The organism is Shewanella piezotolerans WP3 (genome assembly GCF_000014885.1).
GTDB classification, from domain to species: Bacteria; Pseudomonadota; Gammaproteobacteria; order Enterobacterales; family Shewanellaceae; genus Shewanella; species Shewanella piezotolerans.
Genome location: NC_011566.1, coordinates 1,194,834 through 1,214,609, shown reverse-complemented (window position 1 = coordinate 1,214,609; position 19,776 = coordinate 1,194,834). Strand labels below are relative to the sequence as shown.

The 19,776-nt window shown below is 44.7% G+C and carries 15 protein-coding genes; 1 reads left to right on the top strand and 14 read right to left on the bottom strand.

Annotated elements, in window-relative coordinates; translation table 11 throughout:
* Positions 1-135: 135 nt before the first annotated feature.
* The 11 genes from secF to dnaK form a co-directional block, all read right to left on the bottom strand.
* Positions 136-1,035 (bottom strand): protein translocase subunit SecF, encoded by a 900-nt coding sequence (gene secF / locus SWP_RS05320; RefSeq protein WP_020911380.1) that lies wholly within the window; start codon positions 1,033-1,035, stop codon positions 136-138.
* A gap of 1 nt (position 1,036) precedes the next feature.
* A complete protein-coding gene (gene secD, locus SWP_RS05315) occupies positions 1,037-2,851 on the bottom strand; it encodes a protein translocase subunit SecD (protein WP_020911379.1) in 1,815 nt (604 codons plus the stop codon).
* A gap of 308 nt (positions 2,852-3,159) precedes the next feature.
* The gene (locus SWP_RS05310; RefSeq protein ID WP_020911378.1) at positions 3,160-3,714 is read right to left on the bottom strand and encodes a hypothetical protein; all 555 of its coding nucleotides are present in this window, start codon (positions 3,712-3,714) and stop codon (positions 3,160-3,162) included.
* A 142-nt stretch (positions 3,715-3,856) separates the two neighbouring features.
* Entirely contained in the window at positions 3,857-4,333 is a 477-nt protein-coding gene (greA, locus tag SWP_RS05305; protein ID WP_044555689.1) for a transcription elongation factor GreA, read from the bottom strand.
* Between the two features lie 334 nt (positions 4,334-4,667).
* Complete coding sequence (gene carB / locus SWP_RS05300; RefSeq protein WP_020911376.1) at positions 4,668-7,889, bottom strand: carbamoyl-phosphate synthase large subunit; 3,222 nt, start codon at positions 7,887-7,889, stop codon at positions 4,668-4,670.
* Positions 7,890-7,917: 28 nt separating this feature from the next.
* Complete coding sequence (carA, locus tag SWP_RS05295; protein WP_143711174.1) at positions 7,918-9,090, bottom strand: glutamine-hydrolyzing carbamoyl-phosphate synthase small subunit; 1,173 nt, start codon at positions 9,088-9,090, stop codon at positions 7,918-7,920.
* Positions 9,091-9,265: 175 nt separating this feature from the next.
* Entirely contained in the window at positions 9,266-10,081 is an 816-nt protein-coding gene (dapB, locus tag SWP_RS05290) for a 4-hydroxy-tetrahydrodipicolinate reductase (protein ID WP_020911374.1), read from the bottom strand.
* Positions 10,082-10,145: 64 nt separating this feature from the next.
* The gene (locus SWP_RS05285) at positions 10,146-10,763 is read right to left on the bottom strand and encodes a BamJ family beta-barrel-assembly machinery protein (protein ID WP_020911373.1); all 618 of its coding nucleotides are present in this window, start codon (positions 10,761-10,763) and stop codon (positions 10,146-10,148) included.
* Between the two features lie 81 nt (positions 10,764-10,844).
* Complete coding sequence (locus SWP_RS05280) at positions 10,845-11,633, bottom strand: M48 family metallopeptidase (protein WP_020911372.1); 789 nt, start codon at positions 11,631-11,633, stop codon at positions 10,845-10,847.
* Positions 11,634-11,819: 186 nt separating this feature from the next.
* Positions 11,820-12,950: a molecular chaperone DnaJ gene (gene dnaJ, locus SWP_RS05275; RefSeq protein WP_020911371.1), complete on the bottom strand. Its 1,131-nt coding sequence runs from the start codon at positions 12,948-12,950 to the stop codon at positions 11,820-11,822.
* Positions 12,951-13,038: 88 nt separating this feature from the next.
* Positions 13,039-14,964: a molecular chaperone DnaK gene (gene dnaK / locus SWP_RS05270; protein ID WP_020911370.1), complete on the bottom strand. Its 1,926-nt coding sequence runs from the start codon at positions 14,962-14,964 to the stop codon at positions 13,039-13,041.
* A gap of 309 nt (positions 14,965-15,273) precedes the next feature.
* On the opposite strand from dnaK, the gene SWP_RS05265 reads away from it, so the two are divergent.
* The gene (locus SWP_RS05265) at positions 15,274-16,191 is read left to right on the top strand and encodes a DMT family transporter (protein WP_020911369.1); all 918 of its coding nucleotides are present in this window, start codon (positions 15,274-15,276) and stop codon (positions 16,189-16,191) included.
* Between the two features lie 103 nt (positions 16,192-16,294).
* On the opposite strand, the gene SWP_RS05260 is transcribed toward SWP_RS05265, so the two are convergent.
* The 3 genes from SWP_RS05260 to proB form a co-directional block, all read right to left on the bottom strand.
* On the bottom strand, positions 16,295-16,930 hold the full coding sequence (locus tag SWP_RS05260; protein WP_020911368.1) for a hypothetical protein: 636 nt from the start codon (positions 16,928-16,930) through the stop codon (positions 16,295-16,297).
* Positions 16,931-17,251: 321 nt separating this feature from the next.
* Entirely contained in the window at positions 17,252-18,520 is a 1,269-nt protein-coding gene (locus SWP_RS05255; RefSeq protein ID WP_020911367.1) for a glutamate-5-semialdehyde dehydrogenase, read from the bottom strand.
* Complete coding sequence (gene proB, locus SWP_RS05250; RefSeq protein ID WP_044555688.1) at positions 18,517-19,635, bottom strand: glutamate 5-kinase; 1,119 nt, start codon at positions 19,633-19,635, stop codon at positions 18,517-18,519. The genes SWP_RS05255 and proB overlap by 4 nt, the downstream gene beginning before the upstream one ends.
* Positions 19,636-19,776: the final 141 nt, after the last annotated feature.

Genomic DNA, 19,776 nt, shown 5'->3' with positions numbered 1-19,776 from the left:
GGTTTCAAAACGCTGTATGCTTCGCTGTGGGATTTGGATATAGAATAACTATTAGCTCAAACCCCACTACTTGCCTGCAGCGTTTTGAATTCCCGCTGAATGGTCAAACTTTTAATGCAATTGGTATTAGTAAAACTATGGCGTATCGTTTATTGGTTTTACCTCATAGTGCTCAGCTTTTACTTTCAGTAACTCAGGCAAGCAGGTTCCCACGGAAATAGACGAGACAGTTCCGATCAAAATCCCTAAGAACATCGCGATGGAGAACCCCTGTAAAGGTCCCCCCCCCATAAACCATAACGCAGCGACAGTTATCAGAGTTGTACCACTCGTCACCATGGTTCGAGAAAATGTTGCTTTAACCGCACTGCTACAGATTTCATCAATGGCCATTTTAGGTTTGGCGATTAACACCTCCCTAATTCTATCGGCAATCACAATCGAGTCATTGAGCGAGTAACCTAAAATGGCTAGAACGGCCGCTAGAATGGTTAGGTTAAACTCCATCTGTGTCAAAGAGAAAACAGCCAATACAAATACAACATCATGAAACAGGGCCAATAGCGCACCACTTGCCAGTCGCCATTCAAAACGAAAGCTCAAATATACCAATATACACAGCATAGCCACTAGCAATGCTAAACCGCCCTGCTCCGCAAGTTCCTGGCCGATTTGTGGGCCTACAATACTTGAGTTAAGCACTTCAACATTTTCTGTTAGTGGTGCAAAAACACGGGCGATATTAGTGCTTGATTCAGCATCTACTTGGCTGTATCTCAGCACCCAACGTCCAGGTTCTCCGGCTGAAATAACACTCACCTCTTGCTCTGAGTGTGCAGCCAATAGTTGACTAATCTGCGCTGCTTGGATATTTGCATCAACCTTAACTTCGGTGACTACTCCTCCAGTAAAATCTAACCCCCAATTAAAGCCATGGCTAAAGATTATGCCTATAGAGGAGAGCATGATGATCAAGGACAGTACACTTGAAAGGTAACGGGCTTTGCTTAGTTTGCTTATACTAGATAATTTCATACTACACCTTCACATCGCGTCTAAAGTCACGTCCATATACCCAGTTAACTAATGCTCTAGAGGCAAAAATACCGGTAAACATACTGGTTAATAGTCCTAGCCCTAGAGTCAAGGCAAAGCCTTGGATCGGACCGTTACCAATCGAATACAACACAACAGCGGTTATCATAGTGGTAAAGTTAGCATCGATAATGGTTGAAAATGCGCTATCAAAACCTCGATCAATCGCGTGAGCAAAACTTCGCCCTTCCCGTAGTTTGTCCTTAATCCTTTCAAAGATGAGCACGTTTGTATCAACTGCCATGCCCACTGTTAACACCAGACCTGCAATTCCAGGCAGGGTTAAAACAGCGCCAGGGATTAATGCCAGTAGACCAAATAACAGCACCATATTTGAAAGAAGTGCCACATTAGCAATCCAACCTAAACGGCGATACCAAAGCCCCATAAACAGTAATGTGAATGCCATGCCTAACGCCAAAGCTGCAAAGCCATTAGTAATATTTTCCTCTCCTAAACTTGGCCCTATGGTACGCTCCTCTACAATTGTCACTGGCGCAGTCATCGAACCAGCCCTTAATAAAAGTGCCAGTTGCTGTGCGCTCGCATAATCGCCAGCACCAGTAATACTAAAACGGTCCCCTAATTGTGAGCGAATGGTTGCCACGCTTATCACTTTAGTGGACTGGCTAACCTTACCTTGCTCATCTCGGCTATATTCGCTGTACGATGTCGCCATTGGCTTGCCGATATTGGCACGAGAAAAGTCTGACATCTTTTTTCCGCCATCACGATCAAGGTGAATCACCACTTCTGGCAACCCCATTTCACCTAATTGAGCCCTAGCATCAACAATATGCTCACCACCTAGCACTGCCCGCCTTGCAACTGATACTGGCTGTCCTTGCTCATCGTTCAGTTTTTTTGAGTTAATTGAGTTTGGCTGCATCACCTGATAGAAAGCTAAACTAGCTGTAGCACCGATCACCGACTTAGCCTCGGCTGGATCTTGTACGCCCGGCAGTTCAATTCGGATCCGTTGCTCTCCTTGACGTTGAACGACAGCTTCGGTGATCCCCAACTGCTCAATGCGGCTACGCATAATCTGCAGGTTCTGTTTCACAGTGAGATCTTGAATATTGTTTTTTTCAGTCGCTGATAGCACCACACTCAGTGAATTCGCACCATTATTACTCAATTGCCAATTTGGGTATCTTTGGCTAATGAACGCCCGCAAAGCTTGTCGATGGTTTGAATCCGATGTCGTGATTTGTACTCTATCACCGACCAGCTGTTGCACTGCGACACCTGTTAGAGATTCATCTCTAACAAATTGCCGAACAGAATCCACAAAGGTGTTGTAGTGCAACTTGTAAACAGGCTCTATTTCAACATCCAGCAAAAACTGTACGCCTCCACGAAGATCTAGCCCTAACTTTATCGGTGAAACTCCTAGGGACAGCATCCAATTAGGGGCTGCCGGAGCTAACATTAGCGTCAGCTCAGATGGGTCTTTTACCTGCTCTGCAAGTAACGACTTCAACTGCGCTTGCTGATAGTTATCTCCAAGCACAACTAAAGTTTGTCCGTGTGACTGCTCAATTCTTTTAACATCAATACCGGAAGATAGTAATTGTTGCTGCAGCGCCAATGGCTGTAACTTAAGACCAGCATTCTTGCTCACTTGAATAGCAGAATCTTCCCCATAAAAGGTTGGTAGCGCGCTAAAAAACATAATGGTGATAGTGACCACTAACAGCACATATTTCCATGCACTGTAATGGTTTAAGATTGTTGCTTTATTTTGTTTATTCATACTGTTTTGCTCTTTGTATTCACTAAAAACGCGAAAACGAACTGCAGCACTCACTCAGAATCTTATTAAGATATTGAATTCAATTAAGAGATGCGGCAGTAACAACTATCAAGAGCAACACTTCGCCTCTAATGACTCAATTGAGTCATCTATAAAGGCTGTTAAGCGTCACAACAGATTCAAAGGCACTTGATTCAACGCGTAAGCTTGAAAATACAAGTACTAACCAATGTCTGAAACAAGGGTTTCTGACAATAGAGATGAACTTTTCTTGATAGAGAAGCCTGAAACGGCTTATGGGTAGTTAGCTAAGCGGAGCGTGTATGAGATAAACGATATAAAAGATTAGACTCTTTCCATGCGGAAAGTCTGAAAGAAGAACCGCCAACATGTAATTGCCAATCGACAGCTGGGGTGGAGTCCATGCGGTATCCAACAGTTAAAGACGGTACTGGTGGAGAAGTAAACTCAAATGCGAATTGATAGTCAGGTCGACTGTGTAGTCGCTCATGTTGTGCAAAACTCATGAAACGCTGCGATACCAGCGGCGCATATTCTGAGCCGGTGGGCTCAGTGTGTGTTAGATGGTTACCTTTTAATTTACCTTGCAACTTAGCTTGCATAGCGGCTTTATCAATAGGTTGTAACAGAGTCTGGCTAAAAGAGTCATCAATCATCCAGTCCTGAACGAGTACTTTCTTTGTGTCGACACCTGTGGAGGCACCAGCGAATGCTTCTATGTTGGCTTGGATTGAAGATTGCCATTCATATTGGTTTTGTACAGGCGCACTTGCTGACATAGGTGACAATAAAAGCCCCCCAATGAGCAACAACATGAACCCAACCATTGCAAATAATCGCACTAAACTGTCCTACAACTAAATTAACTCAAGCTTATATAAACACACTATGATGCCAACTCAAAGTTTTGATTTCCATCTTATGATGGTTAATTATAAAGAAAAAGCCGCAAAAGCGGCCTTAACGATTCATCATACCTTTTACTTAGATATATTCTACTTTAGTGATTTCAAAATCACTGGTACCACCTGGCGTGGTAATAGATATTTCATCATCAACGCTTTTGCCGACTAAACCGCGAGCAATTGGCGAGCTGACTGAAAGCAAGTTCTCTTTCACGTTAGCTTCATCTTCGCCTACGATACGGTAAGTCACTTCTTCATCAGTATCGATGTTTAAAATCGTCACTGTTGTGCCGAAAATAACTCGGCCAGTATTTGGCATCGTCGTCACATCGATAATTTGAGCATGTGATAACTTACCTTCAATATCACGCACGCGAGCTTCACACAGCCCCTGCTCTTCTCGAGCGGCGTGATATTCAGCGTTCTCTTTCAAATCGCCTAGTTCACGAGCTTCACCAATTGCCTCTGCAATTGCTGGGCGACGTTCAAACTTCAAAATATCTAATTCTTTGCGAAGCTGTTCAGCACCGATAATTGTCATTGGAACCTTGCTCATAATCTTCTTTCGTCTCCTTTAAAACAAAAGCAGCCCTCGCTGACGAGGAAAATGTCAACGGGGTTAAAAATCTAGTGGAATAGCGTCATTGTAAACGCTAAGGGCGAAACATGCACCCTATGGAATGCATAGAGCTTACTCAACCTTGGCGACAGTTACTAGCTAAGTAAGATAAATTTTCATTAATCGAGAACCGCTGCAACCATTTCTAGCAGTCAAATAACAGCTACTGCTATAAAGCCCATCTCTTTGTTTCAACTCGTTGCCACGGACATTACGCACGCATAAAAAAAGGCCGCGCAATGCGGCCTTTTTAGCAAAACAGCACTAAGCGTTACTTAGTAATGCGTTTATGAAGCTCTTGTACTGAGCTTACATTTGAACGGTCATCTGCAGCATGCGCCATGCATGTTGCAAAAGCAGCGTTCAATGTCGTGGTGTAGTTCACCTTATAACGCAGTGCACCGCGGCGAAGTTGACGTGAATCTTCAATCGCCTTACGACCTTCAGTGGTGTTCACTATGTAGGTGTACTCATCATTCTTAATGCGGTCAAGAATATGAGGACGACCTTCGTGTACCTTATTGACTAGACGAGGATTAATCCCCGCTTCACCTAAAATAACAGCGGTGCCATGTGTCGCATCGATTTCGTAACCAAGTTCAATCAACTTAGCCGCCAAATCTGCAACTCGCGCTTTATCACTGTTACGCACAGATAAAAGTGCGCGTCCAGACTTAGGCACTTCAGATGTTGCACCTAACTGCGCTTTAGCATAAGCCTCAGCAAACGTATCACCAACGCCCATCACTTCACCGGTTGAGCGCATTTCTGGGCCAAGCAGTGGATCAACACCTGGGAACTTGTTAAACGGCAATACGACTTCTTTTACAGAGTAGAATGGCGGAATAACTTCCTGTGTGAAGTTCTGTGATTTAAGGCTTTGACCAGCCATCACTCGAGCTGCAATCTTAGCTAACGGTACACCTGTTGCTTTCGATACAAATGGCACTGTACGGGCTGCTCGAGGGTTAACTTCAATCATGTAGATCTCGTTATCCTTCACCGCAAACTGTACGTTCATTAGACCAATAACACCGAGCTCCATTGCAAGCTTGCCCACTTGCTCACGCATGCGATCTTGAATATCTTGGCTTAAGCTATATGGCGGTAGTGAACAACCAGAGTCACCAGAGTGAACGCCCGCTTGCTCGATATGCTCCATGATAGAACCAATCACGACGGTTTCACCGTCACATACTGCATCGATATCAATTTCGATGGCATTATCAAGGAAACGGTCAAGCAATACAGGAGAGGCATTCGATACACTTACCGCTTCATTAAAGTAGCGACGTAAGTCTTGCTCGTCATAGACGATCTCCATTGCGCGGCCACCTAATACATAAGATGGGCGAACAACTAGCGGATAACCAATACGCTCAGCAGAGATAACCGCACCTTCAACCGTTGTCACAGTATCGTTTTCTGGCTGCTTCATGCCTAAACGCTCAATCGCTTGCTGGAAACGCTCGCGATCTTCAGCGCGGTCAATCGCATCAGGGCTAGTACCAATAATCGGTACGCCAGCAGCTTCTAAGTCACGTGCAAGTTTAAGTGGTGTTTGACCACCGTACTGCACGATAACGCCTTTTGGCTTCTCGATACGGACAATTTCAAGCACGTCTTCAAAGGTGATTGACTCAAAGTACAGACGGTCTGAAGTATCATAATCGGTTGAAACAGTTTCAGGGTTACAGTTAACCATGATGGTTTCAAAGCCGTCTTCACGTAGCGCTAATGCCGCGTGAACACAACAGTAATCGAACTCGATACCTTGGCCAATCCTGTTTGGCCCGCCGCCCAGTACCATGATTTTGTCACGGTCTGATGGGTTCGCTTCACACTCTTCTTCATAAGTAGAGTACATGTAAGCAGTATCAGTTGAGAACTCAGCCGCACAAGTATCTACGCGCTTGTATACTGGGTGTATTTCGAAACGGGTACGTAGTTTACGCACCTCCGATTCGCTTACACCCGCCAATATTGCTAAACGTGAATCAGCAAAACCTTTACGCTTAAGTTTACGTAATACGTCCGCATTCAAACCAGCAAGACCGGCTTCAGCCACTTGAGCTTCGCTCTTCAGCAAGTCTTCAAGCTGCACAAGGAACCAAGGGTCGATATTGGTCAGCGCAAAAATATCATCCACCGACAAACCGCTACGGAATGCATCTGCGATATACCAAATTCGCTCAGCGCCAGGCTCTTTAAGCTCATGGCGAATACGTGACATAGCATCGGTTTCGGTGATATCGATTTCTGGGCAAAGCCCCTTCTTACCAACTTCAAGACCGCGCAGCGCTTTTTGCAGTGACTCTTGGAAAGTACGACCAATCGCCATGACTTCACCCACAGATTTCATCTGCGTGGTGAGACGGTCATTTGAACCGGCAAACTTTTCAAAGTTAAAACGAGGGATCTTAGTCACAACATAATCAATTGCTGGCTCAAATGATGCAGGTGTAGCACCACCAGTAATATCGTTGCTTAACTCATCAAGGGTGAAGCCAACCGCAAGCTTGGCTGCAATCTTAGCGATTGGGAAGCCGGTTGCTTTAGAGGCTAACGCAGATGAGCGAGATACACGTGGGTTCATCTCGATGATAACCATACGGCCATCTTTCGGGTTGATACCAAACTGTACGTTTGAACCACCGGTTTCAACACCGATTTCGCGCAGTACTGCAAGTGATGCATTACGCATCAGTTGGTACTCTTTATCCGTCAATGTTTGTGCAGGAGCCACGGTAATAGAATCACCCGTGTGCACGCCCATTGGATCGAAGTTTTCGATTGCACAAACGATAATACAGTTATCGTTACAGTCACGGACCACTTCCATCTCGTACTCTTTCCAACCAATCAAAGATTCGTCGATAAGCAGCTCGCTGGTAGGCGAAAGTTCAAGACCTTGAGAACAGATATCCTCAAACTCTTCTTTGTTATATGCGATACCGCCACCACTACCGCCCATGGTAAATGATGGGCGAATAATACATGGGTAGCCAACTTCAGCTAAAACAGCACGTGCTTCATCCATGTTATGAGCGATACCAGCGCGAGGACACTCAAGACCAATTGACTTCATTGCTTTGTCAAAACGGCTACGGTCTTCGGCTTTATCGATTGCATCGGCAGTTGCGCCAATCATATCGACATTAAACTCTTTTAGTACGCCACGGCTTTCTAGCTCTAACGCACAGTTAAGTGCAGTCTGGCCGCCCATTGTCGGTAAGATCGCGTCAGGGCGCTCTTTAGCAATAATGTTGCGTACAACTTCCCAGTGAATAGGCTCGATATAGGTTGCATCGGCCATCTCTGGATCAGTCATAATGGTTGCAGGGTTAGAGTTAACAAGTATAACTCGGTAACCTTCTTCGCGTAGGGCTTTACAGGCTTGAGCGCCTGAGTAGTCAAACTCACAGGCTTGACCAATAACAATTGGTCCAGCACCTAGGATAAGAATACTCTTTATATCGGTACGTTTTGGCATTGCTTAAATCTTCTCCCGGATGAATTTACTACTTGGCATTCTGACGATACAGTTCAATCAAATCGATGAAGTGATTAAACAGCGGCGCAGCATCGTGTGGCCCAGGGCTCGCTTCAGGGTGTCCCTGGAAGCTAAACGCAGGCTTGTCAGTTAAGTGAATACCTTGCAAAGAACCATCAAAGAGTGACTTATGGGTCACTTTAATATTGGCTGGTAGCGTTGATTCATCTGCAGCAAAACCGTGGTTTTGACTGGTGATCATTACGTTACCTTGCTCGATATTGCTCACTGGGTGGTTTGCACCGTGATGACCAAATTTCATTTTTAAGGTTTTAGCGCCAGAGGCTAATGCTAATAACTGATGGCCAAGGCAAATACCAAAGACTGGAATATCCGTCTTCAAAATCTCTTGAATCGCAGCAATCGCATAATCACAAGGCTCTGGGTCACCAGGACCGTTTGATAGGAAAACCCCATCTGGGTTCATCGCTAATACTTCTGATGCAGGGGTTTGTGCAGGCACCACGGTGACATCACAACCACGGTCAACAAGCATGCGTAAAATATTACGCTTTACACCATAATCATAAGCAACGACTTTATATTTAAGCTCAGCTTCAGCCTTATCTGACGGTAAACCGCCAACAAGACGCCAGCTACCACTACGCCATTGATAGGCGTCAGTAGTTGTCACTTCTTTGGCTAAATCCATGCCTTTTAAACCAGGGAACGCTTTAGCTGCTGCTAGCGCTTTGGCTTCATCAAGATCACCCACCAGAATACATCCTGCTTGGGCGCCTTTTTCTCGTAAAATACGAGTCAATTTACGGGTATCAATATCCGCGATACCAACAACGTTGTTGGCCTCTAAGTATTCACTTAAAGATTGCTGATTTCGGAAGTTACTTGCGATAAGAGGCAAGTCTCGAATAATAAGGCCACAAGCATGAACAGACGACGATTCAGTGTCTTCTTCATTAGTGCCAGTATTACCAATATGTGGATAAGTGAGAGTTACCATTTGACGAGCATATGATGGATCAGTCAAAATTTCTTGGTAACCAGTCATTGAAGTGTTAAATACCACTTCACCAACAGACATCCCTTCAGCACCAATTGCAGTGCCAGAAAAAACGGTTCCATCTTCAAGTACGAGTAAGGCAGACTTTGTCAACGCGACCTCCGGAAAGAGCCAAGCCATTGAAATACAATGTTTTTTGTGTTTTTTTAAAATACCAACTTTCGCTAAAATACGAAATTTTGACAAATTCCGCCGATTTTATACGTAAAATAGGTACTCGTCTATAGTGGAACTGTACTTTTAAAAAAAATAACTGTTCTCACATAAAAAAACCGCTAATAGCGGTTTTTAATATTTATTCTTTTAAGCCAAGGACTTGCTGCATATCATACAGACCAGAACCTTGAGCGCTGAGCCAGGAGGCGGCACGCATAGCACCATTAGCAAAAGTCATACGGCTCGATGCTTTATGGGTGATCTCGAGTCGCTCACCAATATCAGCAAACAGTGCGGTATGCTCACCAACAATATCGCCAGCACGAACAGTAGCAAAACCTATGGTTTCCCTATCACGCTCTCCGGTAATACCTTCACGACCATAAACAGCACATTTTTCAAGATCACGACCTAAGGTTTCTGCGATCACTTCACCCATTTTAAGTGCTGTGCCAGACGGTGCATCTTTCTTATATCTATGATGCCCTTCAATGATCTCAATATCGCTGTAATGACCCATCACTTCAGCCGCAACCTCTAGCAGTTTCCACATTAGATTTACGCCGACAGCCATATTAGGTGCCATGACAATGGGGACTTGTTCTGAGTATGCTGAAATCTGCTCTTTTTGAGCATGATTGAAACCAGTTGTACCAATCACAATGGCTTTACCATGTTTAGCACACCAATCGGTATGGATCACGCTAGCTTCAGGCGAGGTAAAGTCAATGAGTACATCAAAATCATCAACGGCCTTATCTAGTGAATCGGTAATCGCAACATTCATTGCGCCCACACCCGCAAGCTCGCCAGCGTCAACTCCCATTAACGTTGAACCCGCACGCTCAATCGCAGCGCCTAACAAAATAGCATCATTTTGTTTAGCCGCTTCAATAAGAGTTCGTCCCATACGGCCACTGCCGCCGGTAATCGCCACTCTTACTCTTTCAGTCATCTCGCTACTCCCTAACTAATTGTCAAAAAAAAGCCTAAGTATTAACTTAGGCTTATTGGCTAACTTAGATAATCTCTAACAATTCAACTTCGAATACTAAAGTTGAATATGGTGGGATTGCAGCGCCAGCGCCACGCTCACCGTATGCTAAGTGCTGTGGTACGCAAAGCTTCCACTTAGAACCAACAGGCATTAGCTGTAGTGCTTCAGTCCAGCCAGCGATAACGCCGTTAACTGGGAATTCAGCAGGCTCGCCACGAGCAACAGAGCTATCAAATACATCACCAGAGATGAATGTACCGTGGTAATGAGTACGTACAGTAGAATCAGCGCTTGGCTTTTCACCATTACCTTCGGTAATGATTTCGTATTGAAGACCAGACTCCAAAGTAACAACGCCTTCACGTGCGCCGTTGTCAGCCAAGGAACTTATCGCCAACTTCTGATGCAGCTGCGGCAGCTTCTTCTTGCACTTTCTGGATACGTTGGCTGATTTCAGTGAATGCGATTGCATATCTTGCATAGCCACTACACTTTCTTTACCTTCGAAAGCGTCAGATAGACCCAATTGAACGGCAGAAATATCGATACCTTCAAACGAGTTAGCAGCTAGTTGCTCACCTAGTTGACGACCAACACCGTAACTTGCTTGCTCTTCAATTGTACTGAACTTATCAGACATAATGATTTTACTCTCAATGATTCATGAATTTTCGCGCGCCAGTTTAGCACATTTTCTGTGATATTCCCCTAAAAAGGGCGGCTAATTTGGCCTTTGACAAGTATTTTTCACGCTAACACGATTAACTTCATAAAGCGGCTGAGCTTTGGCTTGCATCTGTTGTAGCTGTGCAATGCGTTGGCCATGTGATGGGTGGGTCGATAGCAGTTCAGGCCCCTGTTCTCCGCCAGCTTTAGACATATTTTTCCACAGCTCAATGCTTTGTGCTGGGTTAAAGCCCGCCTTGGCCATTAGCTCTACCCCGATAATGTCGGCTTCAGATTCTTGGTCGCGACCATAAGGTAAAATGTAACCGACCTGTACTCCGAGTCCGAGCGCAGCCATATAGATACTTTTATCTTCAATGCCTCCAGCACCTAACGCCACATCAGCGAGCTGCATGCCTGCACCTGTTAACTGCGCGCGCGACACTTGCTCATTACTGTGATTTGCCAAAACGTGGGCCACTTCATGGCCGATAACTGTTGCTAACTGATCTGAATTGACCGCGACATCTAGCAGGCCAGTGTATACACCTATATGGCCACCAGGCAGCGCAAAAGCATTGACTTGTTCAGATTCAAATACCACCACTTGCCACGGTAAGCTTTGATCAGGTAATGCTGCGGTTACCCTATCCGCGACACAGCTGACATAGTTGTTCGTTGCTTTGTTTTGACTGACCTTCTCTTGCTGCTTCAATTGCGCAAATGAAGCATCGCCCAATTTCGACATCTCTTGTGATGAAAACAGTAAGGTTTGGCCACGGCCTGTGGGGGATTGGTGAGTCGCGCAGCCCGATAACAGCAGTACTGAGCTGATAAATATCATTAGTCCTTTATCATATACTTAATCCCATATTACTAATAACAAAAAGCCCCGCAATTGCGAGGCTTAAATTATATACCCGTTCTACCTGAAGATGTAGGATTCAGTGGGAATCGCAGAAGGCTTTGTGCCAGCCCACTTGAAACAAGCAGCTTCGAGTCGCACGGCTATATAACGATTTAGTGCGTTTTAGCTATTCAAGTCCTGAAAAAACTTTTTAACACCATCAAAAAAACCTTCAGCTTTAGGGCTGTGTTTCTTTGACTGGCCAGTTAGTGTTTCTTCAAATTCGCGCAATAACTCTTTTTGACGTTCGTTAAGGTTAACAGGAGTTTCCATCACAACCTTACACAATAGGTCACCAACAGCATGACTGCGAACAGACTTAACACCCTTACCGCGCATACGGAACATACGTCCAGTTTGCGTTTCAGTTGGGATCTTAAGATTAACTTTGCCATCTAATGTTGGCACTTCAATCTCACCACCCAATGCCGCCTTGCTAAATGAGATAGGTACTTCACAATAAAGGTTATTGCCATCACGTTGGAAGATTGCATGTTCACGTACACTGACCTGAACATATAAGTCCCCTGGAGGTGCACCAAACTCGCCCGCTTCACCTTCACCAGATAGACGAATACGATCGCCAGTATCAACCCCTGCAGGGATCTTAACCGATAATGTTTTGCTCTTCTCTACGCGACCTTCACCATGACACTTATTACAAGGATCTTTAATAATCTTGCCGCGGCCATGACAGGTAGGACAGGCTTGCTGAACAGCAAAGAATCCTTGACGCATCTGAACTTGGCCTTGGCCATGACAGGTACCACAAGTTGTCGGTTTAGAGCCTTTCTTAGCGCCGCTACCATCACATGGTTCACATGCAACCAGTGTTGGAATGCGTAACTCTTTGCTCAAACCTTTAACTGCTTCCTCTAAAGAAAGCTCAAGGTTATAGCGTAAGTCGCTGCCACGCGCTGCTTGACGTTGTCCGCCACCACGACGACCACCACCGAAGATATCACCAAATACATCGCCAAATACGTCGCCAAAATCAGCACCGCCATGACCGCCACCGCCACGATTAGGGTCAACGCCAGCATGACCAAACTGATCATACGCCGCTTTCTTATCGCTATCGGTTAGGATTTCATAAGCTTCTTTAACTTCTTTAAAGCTAGCTTCTGCTTCTTTATCACCTGGGTTGCGATCTGGGTGAAACTTCATTGCTAAACGCTTATAAGCTTTTTTCACTTCGCGTTCGCTGGCGTCACGTCCGACACCTAATACTTCGTAAAAATCTCGCTTTGACATAATCTCATGCTTTCTTTGCTGGAGTTGCACGAACGGGCGTAAGAGTTACCTCAAACGCCCGCTTGAATAAATTAGGGGTTAGCCGTCATTATTTTTTGTCGTCTTTCACTTCTTCAAACTCAGCGTCAACAACATCATCCGCTGCGTGAGCGTCTTGTTGAGCTTCGCCTGCGCCTTCTGGCTGACCTTGCTGAGCTTGCGCTTTAGCTTGGGCAATTTCCATTAGCTTAGAAGAAGCTTCCATTAGCTCTTGAGTCGCTTTTTCAATCGCTTCTTTGTCGCTACCTTTAGTGGCAGTGTCAACGTTAGCCATTGCAGCTTCAATTTTCTCTTTTTCGTCAGCTGGTAACTCTTCACCGGCTTCTTCGATCTGCTTCTTAGTTGCGTGAACCATGCCATCAGCTTGGTTACGAGCTGTTACTAGCTCTTCGAACTTAGCATCTTCATCAGCATGTGCTTCAGCATCACGAACCATTGCTTCAACTTCTTCATCACTTAGACCTGAAGAGGCTTTAATAGTGATGTTTTGTGCTTTACCGGTTTTCTTGTCTGTAGCAGATACATGCAAGATACCATCGGCATCGATGTCGAATGCAACTTCAATTTGTGGCATGCCACGTGGAGCTGGCTCAATCCCTTCTAGGTTGAATTGACCTAGAGACTTGTTACCGCTTGATTGCTTACGCTCACCTTGCAGTACGTGAATAGTCACGGCAGCTTGGTTGTCATCTGCAGTCGAGAACGTTTGCGAAGCTTTAGTCGGGATAGTGGTGTTCTTCTCGATAAGCTTAGTCATTACGCTACCCATAGTCTCAATACCTAGAGACAGAGGCGTAACGTCTAGTAGCAATACGTCTTTAACGTCGCCAGATAGTACGCCAGCTTGAACTGCTGCACCGATAGCAACTGCTTCATCAGGGTTAACATCTTGACGTAATTCTTTACCAAAGAATGAAGAAACTTCTTCACGAACCTTAGGCATACGAGTCTGACCACCAACAAGAATTACCTCGTTGATATCTGAAACTGAAAGGTCAGCGTCTGCTAGAGCAACTTTTAGTGGCTCAAGTGAACGAGTAATTAGATCTTCAACCAATGACTCAAGTTTTGCACGAGTGATCTTAACCACTAAATGCTTAGGACCTGTTGCATCAGCTGTGATGTATGGCAGGTTAACTTCAGTTTGTGTGGTGCTTGAAAGCTCAATCTTCGCTTTTTCAGCAGCTTCTTTTAGACGCTGCATCGCTAGCGGATCGTTACGTAGGTCAAGAGATTGCTCTTTCTTGAACTCGTCAGCTAGGTAATTAATTAGACGGTTATCAAAATCTTCACCACCTAAGTGAGTGTCACCGTTAGTCGCAAGTACTTCAAAAGTTTGCTCGCCATCAACACTGTCGATTTCAATGATAGAGATATCGAATGTACCACCACCTAAATCGTAAACGGCAACGATGTTGTCGCCTTGCTTCTTATCAATACCGTATGCAAGTGCTGCAGCTGTTGGCTCGTTGATAATACGCTTAACTTCAAGACCTGCGATGCGGCCGGCATCTTTTGTCGCTTGACGCTGTGAATCGTTAAAGTATGCAGGAACAGTAATAACCGCTTCTGTGACTTCTTCACCTAAGTAATCTTCTGCAGTTTTCTTCATCTTCTTCAAGATTTCAGCAGAGATTTGTGGTGGCGCCATTTTCTTACCTTGAGCTTCTACCCAAGCATCGCCATTATCTGCGCCGATGATTTTGAATGGCATGATGTCAACGTCACGTTGTACTTCATCATCTTTAAAACGACGACCGATAAGACGCTTAATAGCAAATACGGTGTTAGTTGGGTTTGTAACAGCCTGACGCTTTGCAGGTTGGCCAACTAAAGTTTCATCAGCAGTGTATGCGATGATTGAGGGTGTAGTACGATCGCCTTCAGCATTTTCTATTACGCGAGCTTTGTCGCCGTCCAATACTGCAACACAAGAGTTTGTTGTGCCTAAATCGATACCAATAATTCTACCCATGGAGTCCTCCGAAATCTTATCTAAACTAAATTTGTTATCTGGTAATAGAAATGGGGTCAGACCGAATCGTTTTCAAGTCTTAATTTTTTGCCCATTTCGTCTCTTGGTTACCTATATTGGGACGTTTGAAACGAATACAAGGGAAAAGTGTAAATTTTGTCATTTGATTGCATTTTATTGATCTAAATCTCAGTTCACTAATATGCACAAACGTATAATGCATACAATCGAAGTAATGGATGTGCAACGTATGTGTTCTAACAGTGTTGCGCGTATATATGTAGTCTCGACGTAGTAGAGTAGTAAAAATTGAAAACATCCCATCAGGCTTATGCTTTCGGCATAGGTGCAATACTGCTGTGGTCGACTGTCGCCACAGCCTTTAAATTAGCATTGACCCATTACACGCCTTTGCAACTGGTGTTCATTGCGGTCACCACCTCTATTGTGGCGCTTGGCGTCATTCTTGCCGTGCAAAATAAATTGTCACTCGTTAGCAAACAGTTTGCTAGCCGACCACTGTTTTATTTGCAGACGGGTTTACTTAGCCCTTTTCTTTATTACTTAGTGCTGTTTAAGGCTTATGACTTGCTGCCAGCACAGCAAGCTTTATCACTCAATTATACTTGGGCAATTTTACTGCCTTTACTGTCAGTTCCCTTATTAGGGCAAAAGCTAAGAAAAAGTGATGTGGTTGCAGCAGTGGTTGCTTACCTTGGGGTGTTTACCATTGCCACAAAAGGAAATTTGACGGGGTTTCATTTTGAAAGCACAGCCGGTGTGGTGTTAGCGTTGACCAGCACCCTGCTTTGGTCGTTATACTGGATAGTCAACACTAGAGACAAAGGCGATCCGGTAGTCAGTTTACTACTGAGCTTCCTCGTTGGATTACCATTTATTGTCACAGCAATGCTTACAACCCAAACACTGCCAGCTTGGAATATGGAGGGCATGCTAGCTGGGGTTTATGTTGGTTTGTTTGAGATGGGTGTAACTTTTGTGCTGTGGCTTATCGCATTAAAAAAAGCCGAGCGAACTGCGAGTATTACCACCTTAGTGTTTATTACCCCAGTACTGTCTATCGGCTTTATTGCCTGGATCTTGCGAGAAAATATTGAAGAGTCGACCTATATAGGCCTTGCTTTGATCTTATCTGCATTAGCATTGCAGCAGCTATTGCCAAAACTCGGCAAATGGCGCGACAGTAAACGTGCATCAGTGCAGTAATATCAACTCGCGAGAACCTTGCACTCAGCTATGGCCTAAGAATATATAATAAAAAACCGGCATACGCCGGTTTTTTAAATCATTAATTAAGGAAGGCTAAGAGCTACAATTTAGTAACCACAACCTCTCCAACACCAACATCGACAGTGAGTGATGCCTTCCCTTCTTGGTCTTTGTTCGAATACGACTGCGCCACTAAACTTCTCTCAACAGTCAGTTTTCTCCCCTGCTCACTGATCGATATATCACCCACACCAGAATCAAGTTCTATGCTGTGATAGGTCACTTGATGCTCAACTATGGCACTGCCGACCCCTAACGAAATTTCAATATCATTGGTCATACCGCTAACTTCGATTGCACCCACTCCAACCTCTAGTGACAGTGCTGCTTGCTTTGGTAAATACACCGTCCACTGCTGCTCGATATTATCTTGCTCATTCAGGCTCAAATTAAGCTCTTTGGTTGTTAGCTTTGATTCGATGGCGATATCGCTAAGATCGGTACCGCCCCAAAAGAACAACCAATTGGTGTCGGAATCTTCAACTACTACCTCAATTGTTATCTCATTACTGTCAGTGGCAACAAAATTAGCCGAGCCGATCCCCATATCGAGGCTGACTTGTTGGCCATCATATTGATAACTTTCGCTCAAGGTTCGGCTAGATGCAGCCATCGCTGCCGTTGATGTCATCCCTAATATCAAGAAGAGTGTTGTAAATAAGCGGGCAGTCGTCATGGATAAGTCCTTTTGATTATCTTTCATTTGTTAACAATTAGAATGCAAGCGACAGGCCAACTTTTATACCCAACGAATTCAACGTCTTAACAGTACGATTGATATTGGAGAAATAAGTTTGTGTTATTTCACACTAGTTAATAGCAATTCTAACCACCTTAAGGTTTGAATCTGCTAGCAACAATAAGCAGTAATACCAATCAGTATAAATAGAGAGAAAGCAAAGCAATAAAAAAGGCCGCTGATAGCGGCCTTTTCTACGACAAGTAGCTTTTATGCAAAACTTCAATCCATTATTAAGCGAAGTGAATAGCTAATAATTTAGCCTCTGACAGTGTAATCTCCCCAAGCCAGCCACTTATATGTTGTAAGCGCTTCGAGTCCCATTGGGCCACGAGCATGTAGCTTTTGGGTGCTTACCGCCACTTCAGCCCCTAAACCAAACTCGCCACCATCGGTAAAGCGAGTACTGGCATTAACGTATACAGCAGCAGAATCGACCGCATTCATAAACTCGCTAGCAGTATGGATATTGTCAGTCAAAATAGACTCTGAGTGGCCACTAGAATATTGACGAATATGCGCCACAGCTTCTTCTAAGCTTCCAACCACTTTTATTCCTAGAGTTAACGATAACCACTCCGTTGAATAGCTCTCATCAGTAGCCTGCATAATTTGCTGTTCATTATTCGCCATCACCGCTTGAGTTTGCGCGCAACCATAAAAACTAACGCCTTTAGTTGCCAACTGCTGACATAAAGCAGGGATAAAGCTGGCTGCATTTGTTTGATGTACTAGTACTGTATCAAGTGCATTACACACTGTAGGTCGCTGCACTTTGGCATTTTCAATAACAGCTACCGCCTTGTCGAGATCGGCTTGAACGTCAACAAACAGATGACAAATTCCTATGCCGCCCAAAATGACTGGGATGGTGGCTTGCTCTGCACATAAACGCTGCAGATTTTGCCCGCCTCGCGGTACAATCATATCTACATACTTATCGAGTTTAAGTAGCCCAGACACCAAGCTACGATCTGGGTTATCAATTAGCTGTACACAATCTTCAGGTAACCCTTGCTCCGCCATTGCACTGCGGATCACTTTGCATAGTGCCTTGTTTGAGGCCAAAGTCTCTTTACCGCCGCGCAGAATAACCGCGTTGCCCGTCTTTAACGCGAGTACTGCAATATCAACCGTCACGTTCGGGCGAGCTTCGTATATAACACCAATAACACCGAGTGGTACACGGCGGCGAGACAATCGCAGGCCGTTATCAAGTAAGCGGCTATCTATCTCACTGCCTACGGGATCGGTCAAGCCAATCACATTATCAATATCAGCAATCACGCTAAGTAAACGCGGTTCATCTAATAACAATCGGTCTATCATCGCCTCTGATAATCCGTTTGCTTTTGCTTGTTCCACATCTTGTTGGTTAGCCGCAATAATATTCGCTTTGGCATCAGTCAGTTTGCTAGCGATACAGCGCAACAATGCCGTCTTTTGCTGACCTGTTAGGCTAGCTAGCGCATAACTTGCTTTTTTTGCCTGTTCACCTAACTTATTTAGAAATTCGTTATTACTCATAACACCACCATATCGTTGCGATGAACCACTGCATCACCATAATCATAACCAAGCACCAACTCGATGCTATCTGAATGTTTGCCCGCTATTAGGCTTAAATCTTTCGAGCTATAACGGCTCATGCCTTTGGCGCAGACTTTGCCAGTAATATCGACTAACTCAACGGTATCACCGCGTTGAAACTGACCGTTTATCTCGGTAATACCTTTAGACAGCAGGCTCTTACCTTTATCCGTCACCGCGGCAACTGCGCCAGGATCAAGCTTAATTTGGCCTCGTGTTGCCGGGCCTGCCAAAATCCACTGTTTGCGGCTTTCTAACGGGTTTTCTAACGCAGTAAAATGGGTGCCCACTGGTGTTGAACAGACCACTTTTTGAATCACATCTTTATGATGTCCAGAAGCAATCACCACCTCAACACCTGCACGGCGAGCGATATCAGCCGCCTCAAGCTTGGTTGCCATACCGCCTGTACCTAAGCCAGAAACTGCTCCACCAGCCAACATACGCAGGCTATCGTCAATATTAGCTACTTCAGTGATCAGCTTTGCATTAGGGTCACTTCGTGGATCGGCATCAAACAAACCTTTTTGATCCGTCAGTAGGATAAGCATATCCGCATCACAAAGTAGCGCTGCGCGTGCAGACAAGTTATCGTTATCACCCACTTTAATTTCAGTGGTCGCTACAGCGTCATTTTCATTAATAATCGGGATAATGCCATTAGCCAGCAACGCGTTTAAAGAGTCTCTTGCATTGAGGTAGCGCTCTCTGTCGTGCAGATCGGCGCGGGTAAGCAATAGCTGACCAACATGCAAACCGTAGATACTAAACAGCTGCGACCAAGCTAAGATAAGCTGACTTTGACCAACTGCTGCTAATAATTGCTTACTTGCCATGGTATCGGGGAGTTCGGGGTAGCCCAAATGCTCTTTGCCAGCAGCGATAGCCCCCGAAGTGCAAAGCACGACTTCAACACCCGCTTTCATCAAACTCGCCATTTGGCGAGCAAGTTCAACTAAATGTGCTTTATCCAATTTGCGGCTGCCAGAAGTCAGCACGCTCGTTCCCAGTTTTACCACCACGCGGCGGTAAGCAATCTCACTTAAGTTCATTATTATCTAGCTAAAATACATTGAATAAACCTTATACCCAATCTAGGTTTGAATTGGTAGTGAGTGCCCACAAAGAGCAGAAATAAATTAGATGAATTGGATATATCTCATATTATTGCTACTTTACAGTAAGATCTGCAG

Excerpts from the sequence above, each read along its gene's own strand:
- secF (WP_020911380.1), bottom strand. The coding sequence starts at position 1,035 with ATGAAATTATCTAGTATAAGCAAACTAAGCAAAGCCCGTTACCTTTCA.
- secD (WP_020911379.1), bottom strand. The coding sequence starts at position 2,851 with ATGAATAAACAAAATAAAGCAACAATCTTAAACCATTACAGTGCATGG.
- greA (WP_044555689.1), bottom strand. The coding sequence starts at position 4,333 with ATGAGCAAGGTTCCAATGACAATTATCGGTGCTGAACAGCTTCGCAAA.
- carB (WP_020911376.1), bottom strand. The coding sequence starts at position 7,889 with ATGCCAAAACGTACCGATATAAAGAGTATTCTTATCCTAGGTGCTGGA.
- carA (WP_143711174.1), bottom strand. The coding sequence starts at position 9,090 with ATGGCTTGGCTCTTTCCGGAGGTCGCGTTGACAAAGTCTGCCTTACTC.
- dapB (WP_020911374.1), bottom strand. The coding sequence starts at position 10,081 with ATGACTGAAAGAGTAAGAGTGGCGATTACCGGCGGCAGTGGCCGTATG.
- SWP_RS05285 (WP_020911373.1), bottom strand. The coding sequence starts at position 10,763 with ATGTCTGATAAGTTCAGTACAATTGAAGAGCAAGCAAGTTACGGTGTT.
- SWP_RS05280 (WP_020911372.1), bottom strand. The coding sequence starts at position 11,633 with ATGATATTTATCAGCTCAGTACTGCTGTTATCGGGCTGCGCGACTCAC.
- dnaJ (WP_020911371.1), bottom strand. The coding sequence starts at position 12,950 with ATGTCAAAGCGAGATTTTTACGAAGTATTAGGTGTCGGACGTGACGCC.
- dnaK (WP_020911370.1), bottom strand. The coding sequence starts at position 14,964 with ATGGGTAGAATTATTGGTATCGATTTAGGCACAACAAACTCTTGTGTT.
- SWP_RS05260 (WP_020911368.1), bottom strand. The coding sequence starts at position 16,930 with ATGACGACTGCCCGCTTATTTACAACACTCTTCTTGATATTAGGGATG.
- SWP_RS05255 (WP_020911367.1), bottom strand. The coding sequence starts at position 18,520 with ATGAGTAATAACGAATTTCTAAATAAGTTAGGTGAACAGGCAAAAAAA.
- proB (WP_044555688.1), bottom strand. The coding sequence starts at position 19,635 with ATGAACTTAAGTGAGATTGCTTACCGCCGCGTGGTGGTAAAACTGGGA.